The following is a 15,656-nucleotide window of genomic DNA, read 5'->3' on the forward strand; positions in this document are numbered from 1 at the left end:
AGCAAATTTAACAGCATTCCCTTCGCGCCTGTAATCGCCAGCCTCGGAAACGCTGCTGCTTATAGGCAGCAATAATGAGGCTGGATGATGCGTTGCTGTTTCCCCGTGTGGTCGAGCGTCGCATTTTTACGTTGGCTGCGCAGAGGTTGGTTATGCAGAAGTCGACAATTCAGTTGGTGCTTTGCCTAGCTTGAGCAGTGCTTGGTATGTATTGACTCAATCGAGTCTGATCAAGCGCTGCGCTGCGGGTGTAGCGACTGGCCGAGACATCCACTTGTTGGTGAGCGTAGGACGGTGCAGGGCGGATCACGGTTTTAGGCAATCTAGGTGAAGGCTTTTGGGGAGTTCAGCTGTGCAGTCGGTTGTCACGGATGGGCCATTTGCTGGAGCCGCTTAGGGCTGGCCTGTTAACATCGACGTCTTAATCCGTGCTCACTGCAATTCTTCGAGACTCCCAATGACCACCGTCCGTACCCGTATCGCACCGTCGCCCACTGGTGATCCGCACGTAGGCACTGCCTATATCGCCTTGTTTAACCTGTGCTTTGCCCGTCAGCACGGTGGCGAATTTATCCTGCGTATCGAAGATACCGACCAAGTGCGCTCGACCCGCGAGTCGGAACAGCAGATCTACGATGCCCTGCGCTGGCTGGGCATCGAATGGAGCGAAGGCCCGGATGTCGGCGGTCCGCACGGCCCTTATCGGCAGAGCGAGCGTGGCCATATTTACCAGAAATACAGCGCTGAGCTGGTCGAGAAGGGCCATGCTTTTCATTGCTTCTGCAGTGCTGAGCGCTTGGATCAAGTGCGTGCTGAGCAGATGGAGGCTAAGCAAACGCCGCGTTATGACGGCCATTGCATGCACCTGCCTGCCGCCGACGTGCAGCAACGTTTAGCCGCCGGTGAGCCGAATGTGGTACGTATGAAAGTGCCGACTGAAGGGGTGTGCGTGGTGCCGGATATGCTGCGTGGTGAGGTCGAGATCCCGTGGGACCGTATGGACATGCAAGTGCTCATGAAGACCGATGGCCTGCCGACCTACTTTTTGGCCAACGTGGTCGACGACCACTTGATGGGCATCACCCACGTGCTGCGTGGCGAAGAATGGCTGCCGTCGGCACCTAAATTGATTCTGTTGTACGAGTACTTCGGCTGGGACAAGCCGCAGCTTTGCTACATGCCGCTGCTGCGTAACCCGGACAAGAGCAAGCTGTCCAAGCGCAAGAACCCCACCTCGATCACCTTCTACGAGCGCATGGGCTTCTTGCCGCAAGCGATGCTCAACTACCTCGGCCGTATGGGCTGGTCGATGCCGGATGAACGCGAAAAATTCAGCCTTGATGAGATGGTTGAGCACTTCGACATCAACCGGGTGTCCTTGGGTGGGCCGATCTTCGATCTGGAAAAACTGTCTTGGCTCAACGGTCAGTGGATGCGCGAACTGAGCGTCGAAGAGTTCGCCGCCGGCGCGCAGAAATGGGCGTTCAACAGCAATTATTTAATGCAGATTGCCCCGCATGTGCAGGGTAGGGTTGAGACGTTCAGTCAGATTGCGCCGCTGGCCAGCTTCTTTTTCGCCGGTGGCGTGACGCCGGATGCTGCGCTATTCGCCCATAAAAAACTTTCGTCCGACCAAGTGCGCCAGGTTATGCAGTTGATTCTGTGGAAGCTCGAAGCGCTGCGCCAGTGGGAAAAAGAGCCGATTACCGGCTGCATCCAAGCGGTGGTCGATCACTTAGAGTTCAAGCTGCGTGACGCCATGCCGCTGATGTTTGCGGCGATCACTGGGCATGCCAGTTCGGTGTCAGTGCTGGATGCCATGGAAATTATCGGCCCAGACCTGACCCGCTTCCGTCTGCGTCAGGCCATCGAGCTGCTCGGTGGCGTGTCGAAGAAAGAAAACAAAGAGTGGGAAAAGCTACTGACCCACATCGCTTGAGCAATGTCCGTCCGCCGGTCGGGGTTTTCAGTGGTTATCCGAGTTGGGTAAGTGGTTGTTCTGACAGCATAAAGAATAGGTGTGTGGATTAAAATAATGTTGACAGCGTTGGGGCGCACTCTTAACATGCGCCCCGTCCTTGTGATGGGGGTATAGCTCAGCTGGGAGAGCGCTTGCATGGCATGCAAGAGGTCAACGGTTCGATCCCGTTTATCTCCACCATCTTTAAAGTCGAAAGGCTTGCCACAGTCAGCTCTTGCAGCTGATTGCGTTGTAGAAGGGTTACGTCCCCTTCGTCTAGTGGCCTAGGACACCGCCCTTTCACGGCGGTAACAGGGGTTCGAGTCCCCTAGGGGACGCCAGTTTCAAAAAGCAGTGCCGGGTGGGGCTGTGAGCCGAGAGGCGATAAATCTGGGGGTATAGCTCAGCTGGGAGAGCGCTTGCATGGCATGCAAGAGGTCAACGGTTCGATCCCGTTTATCTCCACCAATTTTGCAGTTGTAACAACTGCCACGGGCCAGCCGACAAGCTGGCCTAGTTTTTCGAAGGTTTCGTCCCCTTCGTCTAGTGGCCTAGGACACCGCCCTTTCACGGCGGTAACAGGGGTTCGAGTCCCCTAGGGGACGCCATTTTTGCCCGCTCTGCGGGACTTTGAAGGGTCATTCTTAACTGAATGGCCCTTTTGTTTTTTCAGACCGCTGAAATTCATCACGCCGCTGCTTGCTGATTGGCACGCTGCGCGCTCAGCTCGGGTTCTTCAAACCACTGATTCAGCTGTTGCCTGAGACGAAGGCTTGATAGTCAATCACTTGGTTACGGCCAGCCGCTTTGGCTCGGTACAGCGCCTGGTCGGCATGGCGTAGCAGCTGTTCACGGCTGGTGTCGGCATCTGGCACCAGCGCATACACACCAATACTGAGGCTTAGGTTGATGCTCAACCCTTGGTGTTCGCAGGGATGCGTGGCGATGTCATTGCGCAATTTCTCGGCCAAGTACATCGCCCCCGGCAGGTCGGTGTCGCAAAGTACGACCACAAACTCTTCGCCGCCGAACCTCACCAGTAGGTCGTTGACTCGCATACGCTGCGACATGCGCTGCGCGGCGTGCTGCAGGCAGGCATCACCAATCAGGTGCCCATGCTGATCGTTGACCTGTTTGAAGTGGTCCAAGTCCATCATCAACATGGCAATCGGCTGTCGGCTGCGTTTAGCCTGGGCTAGCAGGCGTTCCAGTTCTTGATTAAGGACCTGGCGATTGAACAGCCCAGTCAGGTTGTCGTGACGGCTGAGTTCGGCCAGTTGTTGATTAGCGGTTGAGAGCTCCCTCATGGCCTGCTCCAGCGAGGCTGTGCGCTCTTGCACACTGGCTTCGAGCCCATCATTTATCTGGCGCTGCAAGTCCAGGCTCTTAGCCTGCTCCAGGCGGACTTGATGCTCTTTGGCAAAGAGCTGCACCTGAGCCAATTGATAGTCGCTTTGCGCATGGCGGATGCGGACGCCGAGGGCGATTGAGAAGATCACCAATTCTATTAACATGCCGATCTGCTGGGCATGCAGGGTGAGTAAAGAATTAGCGATTAAACCAACGCCGCTGAGCACGCTGAATAAACTGGCAACGATTAAGGCTGACCAGCCGAGGGCGAACAACCGGGCTGACTGAAAACCGTCGCGCCAGCGCAGTGAGGTGGCGATAACACCAAAAATTGCGCAAGCACCCAACAAAATAAAGCTGCCAATCAGCGCCATGGTGTAGGGCGCACTAAGCGCCATGCCCATTACCAGCAGGCTACTGGCGATCAGGCTGCGGCTGATCCAGGTATAGATAGGGTGTTGGTGCTTAAAATCCAGAATGCTGTAGGTGAAAAGAATGCCGAACAGGGTTGCCAACGCTGAACTGAAGGGGAAGCTCATTTGATGCCACGCCAGCAAGTTCGGCCATAACCACTGCAGGGCAAAGCCTAACTGAATGAATTGGTAGAAGCTGAAGCTGGCGACAAACAGGCTGTACCACAGGTAATTGCGGTCACGGGTGATGATGAAAATCGACAGGTTATAAATCATCATCGCCAGCAGAGCGCCGAAGAACAGCCCTTGCAGCAGCAACATAAATTGTTCGTGATGGTTAAACGCTTCTGCGCTCATCAGGCTGGCGCTGAGGTTAGCCGAGCCGTCAGTTTGCATGCGCACGATCAGCTCGCGCTCTTCGCCGGCAGCCAGGCTAAAAGGCAGCACCAGTTGGCGGTGATCAACCCAGCGTTGCTCAAATGGGCGTTGATCGCCGGCTTGGTAAACACGGTCACCGTCTAGGCCATAGGCATCCAATTTATCCAGCAGCGGATTGCCGATCAGCAACACCCAGTTGATCGGCTCGTCAGCAGGGTTGTGCACGGTAACGCGCAGCCAATAAGCCTGTTTGCTATAGCCGAAGCTGGCGTCGCGGCGTGCCACTGGCTGCCAGGCTGAGTCTGCGAGCTGGCGAACGCTGTGAATATCCGCTAGGCCATCGGGGTCCGGCCAATAGTGCATGGCTGGGCCGGGCAGCAAGCGCGTGTCGCTGGCCAGCAGAGACAGGCTGGTTGCTTGTGCCATTACTGGCAATAACAGCAGTAACAAGATGCGTAGCAGTGCAGTCAAAACGAGTTTCTCATGACGAGGGTGTTGGCCTGTGCGGCAAGGGTGCATCATTGCGCAGCCCTGTGACATACAAAAGCTAAGGCGGGTGGCTTATGAGCGAAACTTTATTGCACTGCTATAACCAGCGTGAATCTTGTTTACAGACGTTGGCCGCTGATCTTGTGGCACAACTGCAAGGCACTTTGGCACAGCAGCCCCGCGCCAGTCTGGTGCTGCCTGGTGGCAACAGCCCGCAGGCGTTGCTGCCCTTACTGGCGCAGCAACTGGATACGCGACGTATCGACCTAAGCCCCAGCGATGAGCGTTGGGTGCCGACGCAGGCTGCTGAGAGCAATTGGTGGTTGCTCAGCCAAGGCTTGCCGCACGCCAACTGCCCAGACCCACGCCAAGGCACAAGCCGTGAGCAAGCCGCGGTGGCTTGGGCTGAGCGATTAAAGCGATGGCCAGCTTTTAGCGCGGTGTTGTTAGGGATGGGGGAAGACGGTCATATCGCCTCGCTGTTCCCTGGTATGCCGGGCCTTGCCGTGGCGCTCAACCCCGGCGCTGAGCCTGCGACTTTATCCGCGCAAGCCCCGCACGCGCCTTATGAGCGGCTGTCGCTGAACCTGAGCATGTTGCAACGCGGGCAGTGGTTAGGCTTGCTGGCATTCGGTGAACGCAAGCGTGAGTTGATTGATGCGGTGCTGGCTGATGAGCCTTCGGCGCGTGAGTTGCCTGTGTATGCATGGCTGCGGCGCAGCCCGTTGCCGGTTCATATTTATTGGGCTCCCTGAGCGCGGTTTGGTGCCATTGCTTGTTGGCACTGCGGCGGTACGGCCAGTGTTAAGCCGTTACACTGCACACCTTAACTCGCCGATCAAAGGGAGCTGTCATGTTGCATCCGGTTGTTGAGCAGGTCACCGCCGCCCTTGAACAACGCTCGGCCAGGCGCCGCGAGCGTTACGTGCAGCGCCTAGCCATTGCGGCAGAACGCGATCCGCATAAGGCCATGGGTTGTTCTAATCTGGCCCATGCCATGGCTGCGCAGCCTGAAGATGCCACATTAATCATGAAGCAAGGCGGCTCGCCGCACGTTGCGATCATTTCCAGCTATAACGACCTGCTCTCGGCCCATGCGCCGCTGCGTGATTACCCTGAACGGCTTAAAGCGGCGCTGGCTAAAGCCGGTGCAACCTCGCAGTTTGCCGCCGGAGTACCGGCCATGTGCGATGGCATCACCCAAGGTGAAGGCGGTATGCAGTTGTCGTTGTTTTCGCGCGACTTGATTGCTCAAGCCACCGCTATCGGCCTGACCCATGGCATCTTCGACGGCGCGCTGTACCTGGGAGTGTGCGACAAAATCGTCCCGGGCCTGTTGATCGGCGCTCTGCATTTCGGCCATTTACCGGCGGTGTTCGTCCCCGCCGGGCCCATGCAGTCCGGCTTGCCAAACAAGGAAAAAGCTGTCATTCGCCAGCGCTTTGCCCGCGGCGAGGCCAGCCGTGACGAGCTGCTGGCGGCAGAGCAGGCGGCATACCACCAGGCGGGCACCTGTACTTTTTATGGCACGGCCAATACCAATCAGCTGCTGATGGAAGTGATGGGCCTGCATGTGCCTGGCAGTGCCTTTATCAACCCGTATACGCCGCTGCGTGATGCGTTGACGGACGAAGCTGCGCGCTTAGTGGCCCACAACAGCCGCCAAGGTGAGCGCTACTTGCCGGTCGGCCAGCAGATTAATGCGCGGGCGCTGGTTAACGCCGTGGTGGCGTTGCTCGCCAGCGGCGGCTCGACCAATCACACCCTGCACCTGCCGGCGATCGCGCGGGCAGCGGGTTATGAGCTGAGTTGGGATGACTTTGCTGCGCTGTCTAAGGTTGTGCCTCTGCTGGCGCGGGTGTATCCCAATGGTGCGGCAGACGTGAATCAGTTTCAGGCCGCCGGCGGGCCAGCTTGGTTGTTGCGTGAACTGCTCGGCGCCGGCTTGCTGCATAACGATGTGGCCACCGCCGCCGGCCATGGGTTGCGTGCCTATACCCGCGAACCTTGGTTGCAGCACGAGCGCTTAGCTTGGCGTGACTTGCCCGCGCTGAGCCCAGCCTTAGATATTGTCCGGCCCGCCGCCGAGCCGTTTGCCGAAGAGGGCGGGCTGGTGCTGCTCAGCGGCAACGTAGGCCGCGCCATCCTAAAAACTTCAGCGGTGGACCCAGCGTTTTGGCAGATCCGTGCTCAGGCGCGCGTGTTCGATTCAGAAGCAGCGGTGCAGGCGGCTTACCGTGCAGGCGAGCTGCAAGGTGACTTGGTGCTGGTGGTGCGCTTCCAAGGCCCACAAGCCAATGGCATGCCGGAGCTGCACAAGCTGATGCCTTTGTTGGCCAATTTGCAGCAAGCCGGCCAACGTGTTGCGCTGGTGACCGACGGGCGCATGTCCGGGGCCTCTGGGCAGGTTTCCACGGCCTTGCATGTGACCCCGGAAGCTGCCGCGGGCGGTGCTTTAGCACGGCTCCAGGATGGCGACTGGCTGCTGCTGGATGCGCAGCATGGTCTGTTGCAGGTGGAACTGACTGAGCAACAACTCGCCGCGCGGCCATTAGCCTCTGCCAGTGCCGAGCTGGAATTGGGTTATGGTCTAGAAATGTTCGCCGCCCAGCGCCGTCTCGTGAGCTCGGCCGAGCAGGGCGCCAGCAGTTTGTTTGAAGATTGAACGTGAATTTTGACAGCGGGGAGCAAAGCATGAGCCTGACCATGGACGCGGTGCTGCAACAGGCCCGCCCGGTATTGCCGGTGCTGGTGATCGAAGACGTCAGCTTGGCGGTGGACCTAGCCCGTGCGTTGCACGCCGGTGGCATTCGTGTGCTGGAAGTGACTCTGCGCACCCCAGGTGCCTTGGATGCACTGGCCGCGATGCGCAAAGCGTTGCCGGACTTGTTGATCGGCGCAGGCACCGTGATCCATGCCGAGCAGTTTAAAGAAGCCCGCGAGGCTGGCGCGCAGTTCGCGGTCAGCCCCGGCTGCACTGCGCGCCTAGCGGCAGCGGCTGACGATTGCGGTCTGCCTTATTTGCCTGGCGTGATGACGCCGTCCGAAGTGCTGCTGGCATTGGAATATGGTTACCGCTCGTTAAAGTTATTCCCAGCCGATGGCGCGACCAGCATCAAGATGCTGAAAAGCTTTAAGGGACCGTTCACCGGGATTCGTTTTTGCCCTACGGGCGGCGTCACCCCGGATAATTTGCTGGGCTTTCTGCGTTTACCCAATGTCGCCTGTGTCGGCGGCACTTGGATCGCCCCGAGCAACTTGGTGCGCGCGCGCGCATGGGACCAAATCACCCAATTAGCCGCCGAAGCTCGGGCACTGGCGGGCAGCGTGGAGCAAAACGTATGACGTGGGATCGCAGCAACCCTTTCGTCATCGATATTGAGGTAACGGCCGATGATATCGACGGCCTCGGCCATGCCAATAACGCGGTGTATGTGAGCTGGCTGGAGCGTTGCGCTTGGCGGCATTCGCAGTTTCTTGGTCTGGATTTGTCTGAATACCGGCGTCTGGACCGGGCCATGGCCGTGCTGCGTCACGAAATTGATTACCTGGCCAGCGCCTATGAAGACCAGCAGTTGCAGATGGCTACCTGGATTGTTGAATCCGATCAGCGCTTAAAGATGGACCGCTGTTTCCAGCTGATTCGCCCCGAAGATGGCATCACCTTGCTGCGGGCGAAAACCACATTTGTTTGCATCGAGCTGTCCAGCGGCAAACCCAAGCGCATGCCCGTCGAATTTGTTGAAGGGTATGGTGCTGCCTTGCAGCCGGCTTTTCCCATGGAGCTTTGACGCGCCATTGAGTTTAAAGCTGAATAAAGCCTGAGTGCTGATGCGCCGCGCAGCGTAAGCTGCGCGGCGTTTTTTATGCCCACTACCGATGGTTACTTATCCTTCGGCACCGTTTTTGAGCTTTTTAAAACAGTGCCTGCGAGATTTTTTGAGAGCTGAGCTTATGCAAATCGCCCTGGCCCCGATGGAGGGGTTGGTCGACGAAATCCTTCGCGATGTGCTGACGCAAGTCGGCGGCATCGACTGGTGCGTGACCGAATTTATTCGGGTCACCGAACGGGTATTGCCAGCCAGCACCTATGAAAAGCTCGCACCCGAGCTGTTCAGTGGCGCGCAAACGGCTGCGGGTACGCCGCTGCGCGTGCAGTTTCTGGGTTCAGATCCAAGTTGTTTGGCGGACAACGCCGCCTTTGCTTGCACCCTCGGAGCGCCGGTGATTGACCTCAATTTTGGCTGCCCGGCTAAAACGGTAAATAAATCCCGTGGCGGTGCAGTGCTGCTTAAAGAGCCTGAGCTGCTGCATGCCATTGTGCGCGAAGTGCGGCGTGCGGTGCCGGCGGCCATTGCGGTAACCGCGAAGATGCGCTTGGGTTTTGACCACAAAGACGCGGCCATGGAGTGCGCTCAAGCGTTGGCTGATGGCGGCGCCGCCCAGATCGTGGTGCACGCGCGGACCAAGGTTGAAGGCTATAAACCGCCGGCGCACTGGGAATGGGTGGCGCGGGTGCAGGAAGCCGTCAAGGTGCCGGTGTTCGCCAATGGCGAGGTTTGGAACTTGGATGACTGGCAGCGCTGCCGCGAGGTCAGCGGCGTTGAGAACATCATGCTCGGCCGCGGTTTGGTGGCGCGGCCAGACTTGGCTCGGCAGATCGCTGCCGCACGAGCAGGGCAGGCGGTGGTCGCCATGGACTGGGCCGAACTGCAGCCGCTGTTGGCGGATTTTTGGTTGCAAGCGCGGCGCAAAATTTCCCCGCGTTACGCCCCCGGACGCCTCAAGCAATGGCTGGCCATGTTGACCCTAAGTTACCCCGAGGCCACCGAGCTGTTCAACCTGTTGCGCCGTGAGAGCGACTGCCTGCGTATTGATGCCCTACTCGGTGTCGAGTTGCCGCAGACAGCCCGCCACCAGCCTGCACTTGGCTAAGCAGCCTTGTTATTTCAATCACAGTGGCTGGCTGAGTGACACAAGGCACCTAATCAGGTGCCTTTAGCCCTAAGGGTGAGCGGGCAGACGGTTGTCGTGCAGCAACTGGCAGAACTGCTCCAATGGCACTGCTTTGCTGAATAACCAGCCCTGATAGTGATGGCAGCCCTGTTGTTGCAGAAAGTCCAGCTGGTCAATCTGTTCAACCCCTTCAGCGATGATGCCCAAGCCTAAGCTGCGAGCCATGGCAACGATGGCGCGGATGATTTCCGCGTCGTTGGCATCTAAGGTGGCGTCACGCACGAAGGACTGGTCGATCTTCAGCACATCCACCGGTAAGCGCTTGAGGTAAGTCAGTGAGCTGTAACCGGTGCCGAAGTCGTCCATGGCGAAGGTGACACCGAGGCGCTTGAGACGATTCATCTTGGCGATGGTGTCGTCGATGTTCTGGATGACGATGCCTTCGGTGATTTCCAGTTTGAGCATTGTGGCCGGCAAACGGCTGTTGGCCAGACTGCTTTCGACTCGCTCGACAAAATCATTTTGGCGAAATTGCCGCGGGCTGATATTCACGCACAAGCTGAACTGCGCCGCATCAACCATGCCCTTTTGCAGCAATTGCGCACAGGCGTGGCACGCTTCGGCGAGCACCCAGCCGCCCACTTCAAGAATCAGCCCGCTTTCTTCAAGAATTGGGATAAACAGCGCCGGCGATTGCGCGCCCAGCGTTGGGTGCATCCACCGCAGCAGGGCTTCTGCTCCGATAATTTGGTTAGTGCGCGCGTCCACTTGCGGCTGGAAGTGCAGCTCAAACTCGCCCCTCGCCAAGGCTAAACGCAATTCATTTTCCAGACGTAAGCGCTCGCTGGCGGCTTTCTGCATGGTGTTGCGAAACAGCTGGATGGTGTTACGCCCCGAATCCTTAGCCCGATAAAGGGCAATGTCGGCACGCTTGAGCAGGTCCGAGGGGGTGTCGCCATGGTCGGGAATCAGCGCGATGCCGATGCTCGGGGTTACTTGCAGTTGGTGGCCGTCGAGCAACATGGGTTCGGCCAGCAACTGGCGCAGCTTCTCTGCCACGCTGCGCACCTGATTGACTACCGCGGAAAGTTTGCCTTCAAGGCCTGAAATCAACACAACAAATTCATCGCCGCCCAAGCGCGCCACGGTGTCTTCCTCGCGTACGCTGGCTTGCAGGCGCGCGGTGATCAGTTTGAGCACGGCATCCCCCACCGGGTGGCCGAGCGAGTCGTTAATGTGTTTGAAGTGATCAAGGTCGATAAACAGCAGCGCGCCGCGTAGGTCGTGACGCTTGAGCAGCGCTATTTGCTGGGTCAAGCGGTCAAGCAGCAGCGCGCGGTTAGGCAAGTTGGTCAGTGAGTCGTGGTAGGCCAAGTGCTGCACCTGAGCTTGGGCTTCTCTAAGTTCACTCATGTCGCGGGCGGTCAGCAGCAGGCAGGGCACCGCGTTCAGTTCAATCGACTCAACCGATACTTCGACCAGCTTGGCTGAACCGTCCCGTTGCCTGCTGTGCATTTCCATGTGGTAAACGTGACCCTCGCGCTTGAGCGTTTCTATCAATAGCTCGCGTTCCGACAGGTCAGCCCATATATCGAGCTCAATAGAGGTCTTGCCAATCACCTCCTTAGGGTCATAGCCAGTCAGGCGGCCGAAACCCTCATTGACTTCAATAAAGCGACCGCTGTCGCGCTCGGTGATGGTGATCGCATCTGGGCTGGAGTGAAACGCTAGGGCAAATTTCTCCTGACTGGCCTGCAACTGTGCCTGAGCCCGCTGTCGCTCGCTGATATCGCGGAAGGTGGTGAGCATGCAGGCTTGGTTGTTCAGCAGCAGTGGCCGTGACGAGATCACACAGGTGACCGTGCGGCCATGCTTGTCGATGTAATCCGCTACCTCATTGTTAAGGCTCTGATTGCGCTCAAGCTTGCGGTAAAAAGCAGCGCGTGTGGCTAAATCAGCCCAGAAGTTCAGGTCGACCATCTTCCGCCCGATCACTTCGCCAGGCTGCCAGTCGAAGGTTTGGCTGAAGCTTGCGTTAACTTCTAGGATAACGCCGTCAGGCATGGTGGTGAGGGTGATTGGGTCGGGGCTGGCTTGGAACAAGCTGGCAAATTTTTCTTCCGAGGCGGCTAGATGCTGTTCTCGGCGAACTCGCTCGCTGATGTCGATCAAAATACCAGCCATGCGCTCGGGCTTGCCGTCGGCGCTGCGGTAAAGCTTGGCGGTGCTTTCTAAGTAGTGAACTTCCTTGTTGGCATAGACCGCGCGATAAGTAACCTGATAATCCTCGGTATCGCCTTTGGCCAGGCTATTGAATAGCTTGCGCATGGCATGGCGATCTTCTAGTGGGACAAAACTGAAGAACTTACGAAAATCGTCATGAAAAGGTTCGTCGGGCAAGCCGTGTAATTTCGACGCGCGGGCCGAGCCGAACAGCATATTGCTGGGGATATGCCAGTCCCAAGTGCCTAGGTCGGCTGAATCCAGGGCTAGATTGAGGTGTTCTTGACTGTCGAACAGTGCTTTTTCCTGCTGACGTTGCTGGGTGATATCGCGCAGCGACAAGACCAAGCAGGGAACACCTTGCAACAGTATTTCACCCCCGAACAAAAGGTTTATGCGCACGCTGCCATCGCGATGATGAAGAGTGGCTTCAAGGCCATTGAGGCGGTCATTGTTGATCGCGTCTATCATCCGCTGGCGATCTTCAGCGTGCGCCCAAACCCCCATTTCCACTGAGCTACGGCCGATAACCTGCTCGCTGGTCCAACCAAACTGACGTTCGAAGCCTGCGTTTACCTCGATAAAACGTCCGCTGGCTTTATCGGTGATAACTACGGCATCTGGGCTGTAGTTAAACGCTTTGGCAAATTTGTCTTGGTTGCTGCGCAATGCCTGTTCGTGAGCCTGTTGGTTGCTGATATCTCGGATGATACCAATCACCCGTTGTTTACCGTCGCCATCCAATTGCAGGCTGCCACTGATTTCTAGCCAGCACAGGCTGCCGTCAGGCCTGTGCACGCGATGGCGAACGGGCGTAGTGCTCAGCTTGCCCGCGAGCATTTGCTCAAATAACTGCAGGACTTCGGCGCGATCATCTTCTGGGATCAGTTCGATATAGTTGATCGGCTTGTGCAGCGGCTGCTTGGGGTCGAAGCCGAACAAGGCTTGCGCGCTGCGCGACCAGTTAATCTGCCCGCTTTCGATATCCCAGTACCAAGTGCCCAATTTGGCGCTGTCGAGGGCGCGCTGCAGGCGCGAGGCATCGTTCCACGCGCTGTCGAGCTCAGCAGGGTCGAGTACGGGGATAAACGGCAGGGGCGGGAAGCGATTGCTGGATTTGGCCACGGTCTACTGTTCCTCTATGTAACCCGGTTTTGCGGCTATTGGCTGAGCAACTGGGCTGAGTCATGCACAAACCTTTTTATCGTTATGTACCCACGTTAGCGTTAAGTTCTAAGCCGGTGCAAGGCCATCACGCTGGGCATCCAACAGCTCCATAAACGCCCGAGCTGCATTGGATAGTGTGCGCTCAGTGTGGCAGATGTAACCGAGCTGGCGGGTCAGTTGAATACCCGGTAAGGGTAGGCGCGCCACTTGCTCATCGAGCATGGTGCGCGGCAACACGCTCCATGCCAGGCCGATAGAGACCATCATTTTGATGGTTTCTAGGTAGTTGGTGCTCATGGCGATGTTCGGCGTCAGCCCTTGGGTTTCAAATAGGCGCCGCACAATGTGGTGGGTAAAGGTGTTGCCGCCGGGAAAGACCGCCGGATGCAGCGCCACATCGGCCAGGCTGATCGCGCCATTACGCGCCAGCGGATGCTCGGGCGCCGCAACGAAATCCAGTGGGTCGTCCCACACCGGGACTGCATGCACCGGCTCGCGGGTTTCTGGGGCGAGGGTGATTACGGCCAACTCAGCACGTCCGTGCAGCACTTCTTCGTAGGCCACCTCTGAGTCGAGAAATTGAATATCCAGCGCTACTTGCGGATGTGCGCTGGTAAAGGCTCGCAACAACGGCGGTAAACGGTGCAGGCCGATGTGGTGACTGGTGGCCAGGGTCAGGCGGCCGCTGATCTCACCATTTAGGTTAGTCAGCGCGCGGCGCGTGTCATCCAGCACATTGAGAATCTGATACGCACGCGGTAACAGGGCGCGACCAGCCTCGGTCAGGCTGACCTCGCGGCCCAAACGGTCGAATAAACGCACATTGAGCTGCAGCTCTAGGCTGGCAATACGTTTACTCACCGCCGGTTGGGTCAGGTGCAGTCGCTCTGCCGCTTCAGAAAAGCTACCCACCTCGGCAATCGCGATAAAGGCATTAAGGGTGGCGAGATCCATTGTTTAGCCCCTGTGGGTAGGCAGAGTGGAGGTGCGGACAGGCTTTTAATTTATCTGTATTCCAGACTGGAATCCATAAGATGAAAAATATGAATTTGAGTAATTTATCCTAAGTCCATAGGATTACCCCATAAGCCAAAGGGCTATTCGCCCAGGCATAGAAAGGGCATCTCTAAAAACGTAGGCGAGGCAGCCAGCGCAAGGCAAAAACAGGCGAAGAAGCGGAGTTTACGTGTTGTAAATGAGCATTCTGAGGCTGTTTTTAACGCCGCGATGGCAACGCAGGTAGTTTTTAGAGGTGCCCGAAAGACGCTGATGAGGGAACCGCTTATGGCCGGCAAAACGCTCTACGACAAGCTCTGGGAAATGCACGAGGTGAAGCGCCGTGACGATGGTTCGTCGCTGATCTATATCGATCGGCACATCCTTCATGAAGTGACCTCGCCACAGGCCTTCGAAGGGTTGCGTTTGGCCAGCCGTAAGCCATGGCGCATTGACGCCAACATTGCCACTCCAGACCATAACGTGCCGACCACCAAGGCTGAGCGTCAGGGCGGTTTGGAGTCGATTGCCGATGAAGTCTCGCGCATTCAGGTGCAAACCCTGGATGAGAACTGCGATGAATTCGGCATCCTCGAATTCAAGATGAATGATGTGCGTCAGGGCATCGTTCACGTGGTCGGCCCGGAGCAGGGTGCAACCTTGCCAGGGATGACCGTGGTCTGCGGCGATTCACACACCTCCACCCACGGCGCATTCGGCGCGTTGGCGCACGGTATCGGCACCTCGGAAGTCGAGCACGTGCTGGCGACTCAGTGCCTGGTGGCCAAAAAGATGAAGAACATGCAGGTGTTGGTCGAAGGCCAGTTGCCGTTCGGCGTCACGGCCAAGGACATCGTGCTGGCGGTGATTGGCAAAATTGGCACGGCCGGCGGCAATGGCCACGCCTTGGAATTTGCCGGTAGCGCCATCCGCGATCTGTCGCTGGAAGGGCGCATGACCATCTGCAATATGTCCATTGAGGCCGGTGCCCGCGTTGGTTTGGTGGCGGTGGATGAGAAAACCATCGCTTACGTTGAAGGCCGTCCATTTGCACCGAAGGGTGCCGATTGGGCCGCCGCCGTGACGCAGTGGCAGGATTTGGTGTCCGACGCCGATGCGCACTTCGACACCGTGGTTGAATTACGTGCCGAAAACATCAAGCCGCAGGTCAGCTGGGGTACTTCGCCGGAAATGGTCTTGGCCGTCGACCAGAAGGTGCCGGACCCGGCCGCTGAAAGCGATCCGGTGAAGAAAGATTCGATCATCCGCGCCTTGAAGTACATGGGTCTGCAGGCTAATCAGGCCATCACTGATATCCAGCTTGATCGCGTGTTTATCGGCTCCTGCACCAACTCGCGCATTGAAGACCTGCGCGCTGCCGCCGAGGTTGCTAAAGGCCGCAAGGTGGCCGCGACCATCAAGCAAGCGATGGTGGTGCCTGGTTCTGGCTTGGTCAAAGCTCAGGCCGAATCCGAAGGTCTGGATAAGATCTTTATCGAAGCTGGTTTTGAATGGCGCGAGCCGGGTTGCTCCATGTGCCTGGCCATGAACCCAGACAAACTCGGCAGTGGCGAGCATTGCGCGTCCACCTCCAACCGTAACTTCGAAGGCCGGCAGGGCGCCGGTGGGCGTACGCATTTGGTCAGCCCCGCCATGGCCGCGGCGGCGGCGGTGACCGGTCGCTTTATCGATGTGCGTGAATTGATCCAGGCCTAAGGAGCTGA

General features: G+C 57.8%; 10 protein-coding genes, 4 tRNA genes and 1 pseudogene. 12 read left to right on the plus strand and 3 right to left on the minus strand.

Annotated elements, in window-relative coordinates:
* Positions 1 to 74: 74 nt before the first annotated feature.
* The 6 genes and pseudogenes from WF513_RS05950 to WF513_RS05975 all read left to right on the plus strand — a co-directional run.
* Positions 75 to 170: pseudogene (locus tag WF513_RS05950) on the plus strand (LysR family transcriptional regulator); the annotation flags it as partial.
* Between the two features lie 287 nt (positions 171 to 457).
* The gene (gene gltX / locus WF513_RS05955; RefSeq protein WP_339082374.1) at positions 458 to 1,939 is read left to right on the plus strand and encodes a glutamate--tRNA ligase; all 1,482 of its coding nucleotides are present in this window, start codon (positions 458 to 460) and stop codon (positions 1,937 to 1,939) included.
* A gap of 146 nt (positions 1,940 to 2,085) precedes the next feature.
* Positions 2,086 to 2,161: transfer RNA gene (locus WF513_RS05960), tRNA-Ala, on the plus strand.
* Positions 2,162 to 2,225: 64 nt separating this feature from the next.
* Positions 2,226 to 2,301, plus strand: a tRNA-Glu gene (locus tag WF513_RS05965).
* 51 nt (positions 2,302 to 2,352) lie between these two features.
* Positions 2,353 to 2,428 (plus strand) — tRNA-Ala (locus tag WF513_RS05970).
* A gap of 64 nt (positions 2,429 to 2,492) precedes the next feature.
* Positions 2,493 to 2,568, plus strand: a tRNA-Glu gene (locus WF513_RS05975).
* A 141-nt stretch (positions 2,569 to 2,709) separates the two neighbouring features.
* On the opposite strand, the gene WF513_RS05980 is transcribed toward WF513_RS05975, so the two are convergent.
* Positions 2,710 to 4,572, minus strand: coding sequence for a diguanylate cyclase (locus WF513_RS05980; protein WP_339082376.1), 1,863 nt, complete (start codon positions 4,570 to 4,572; stop codon positions 2,710 to 2,712).
* 92 nt (positions 4,573 to 4,664) lie between these two features.
* On the opposite strand from WF513_RS05980, the gene pgl reads away from it, so the two are divergent.
* From pgl to WF513_RS06005, 5 genes are all read left to right on the plus strand, one after another.
* On the plus strand, positions 4,665 to 5,345 hold the full coding sequence (pgl, locus tag WF513_RS05985) for a 6-phosphogluconolactonase (protein WP_339082378.1): 681 nt from the start codon (positions 4,665 to 4,667) through the stop codon (positions 5,343 to 5,345).
* 101 nt (positions 5,346 to 5,446) lie between these two features.
* A complete protein-coding gene (edd, locus tag WF513_RS05990; protein ID WP_339083437.1) occupies positions 5,447 to 7,255 on the plus strand; it encodes a phosphogluconate dehydratase in 1,809 nt (602 codons plus the stop codon).
* Between the two features lie 29 nt (positions 7,256 to 7,284).
* Entirely contained in the window at positions 7,285 to 7,935 is a 651-nt protein-coding gene (locus tag WF513_RS05995; protein WP_339082380.1) for a bifunctional 4-hydroxy-2-oxoglutarate aldolase/2-dehydro-3-deoxy-phosphogluconate aldolase, read from the plus strand.
* Positions 7,932 to 8,381 (plus strand): thioesterase family protein, encoded by a 450-nt coding sequence (locus WF513_RS06000; protein WP_339082382.1) that lies wholly within the window; start codon positions 7,932 to 7,934, stop codon positions 8,379 to 8,381. The genes WF513_RS05995 and WF513_RS06000 overlap by 4 nt, the downstream gene beginning before the upstream one ends.
* A 163-nt stretch (positions 8,382 to 8,544) precedes the next feature.
* The gene (locus WF513_RS06005) at positions 8,545 to 9,525 is read left to right on the plus strand and encodes a tRNA-dihydrouridine synthase family protein (protein ID WP_339082384.1); all 981 of its coding nucleotides are present in this window, start codon (positions 8,545 to 8,547) and stop codon (positions 9,523 to 9,525) included.
* Positions 9,526 to 9,594: 69 nt separating this feature from the next.
* Here the strand turns inward: WF513_RS06005 and WF513_RS06010 are convergent, their stop codons facing one another.
* Together WF513_RS06010 and WF513_RS06015 are read right to left on the minus strand one after the other, a co-directional pair.
* The gene (locus WF513_RS06010) at positions 9,595 to 12,894 is read right to left on the minus strand and encodes a PAS domain S-box protein (RefSeq protein ID WP_339082386.1); all 3,300 of its coding nucleotides are present in this window, start codon (positions 12,892 to 12,894) and stop codon (positions 9,595 to 9,597) included.
* Between the two features lie 108 nt (positions 12,895 to 13,002).
* Complete coding sequence (locus WF513_RS06015; protein ID WP_339082388.1) at positions 13,003 to 13,890, minus strand: LysR family transcriptional regulator; 888 nt, start codon at positions 13,888 to 13,890, stop codon at positions 13,003 to 13,005.
* 330 nt (positions 13,891 to 14,220) lie between these two features.
* Between WF513_RS06015 and leuC the strand changes: the two genes are divergently transcribed.
* Positions 14,221 to 15,648 carry a 3-isopropylmalate dehydratase large subunit gene (gene leuC, locus WF513_RS06020; protein ID WP_339082390.1) on the plus strand — a complete coding sequence of 476 codons (1,428 nt, stop codon included), beginning with the start codon at positions 14,221 to 14,223 and terminating at the stop codon, positions 15,646 to 15,648.
* Positions 15,649 to 15,656 lie beyond the last annotated feature (8 nt).

The organism is Pseudomonas sp. TMP9 (genome assembly GCF_037943105.1).
Lineage (GTDB): Bacteria > Pseudomonadota > Gammaproteobacteria > Pseudomonadales > Pseudomonadaceae > Aquipseudomonas.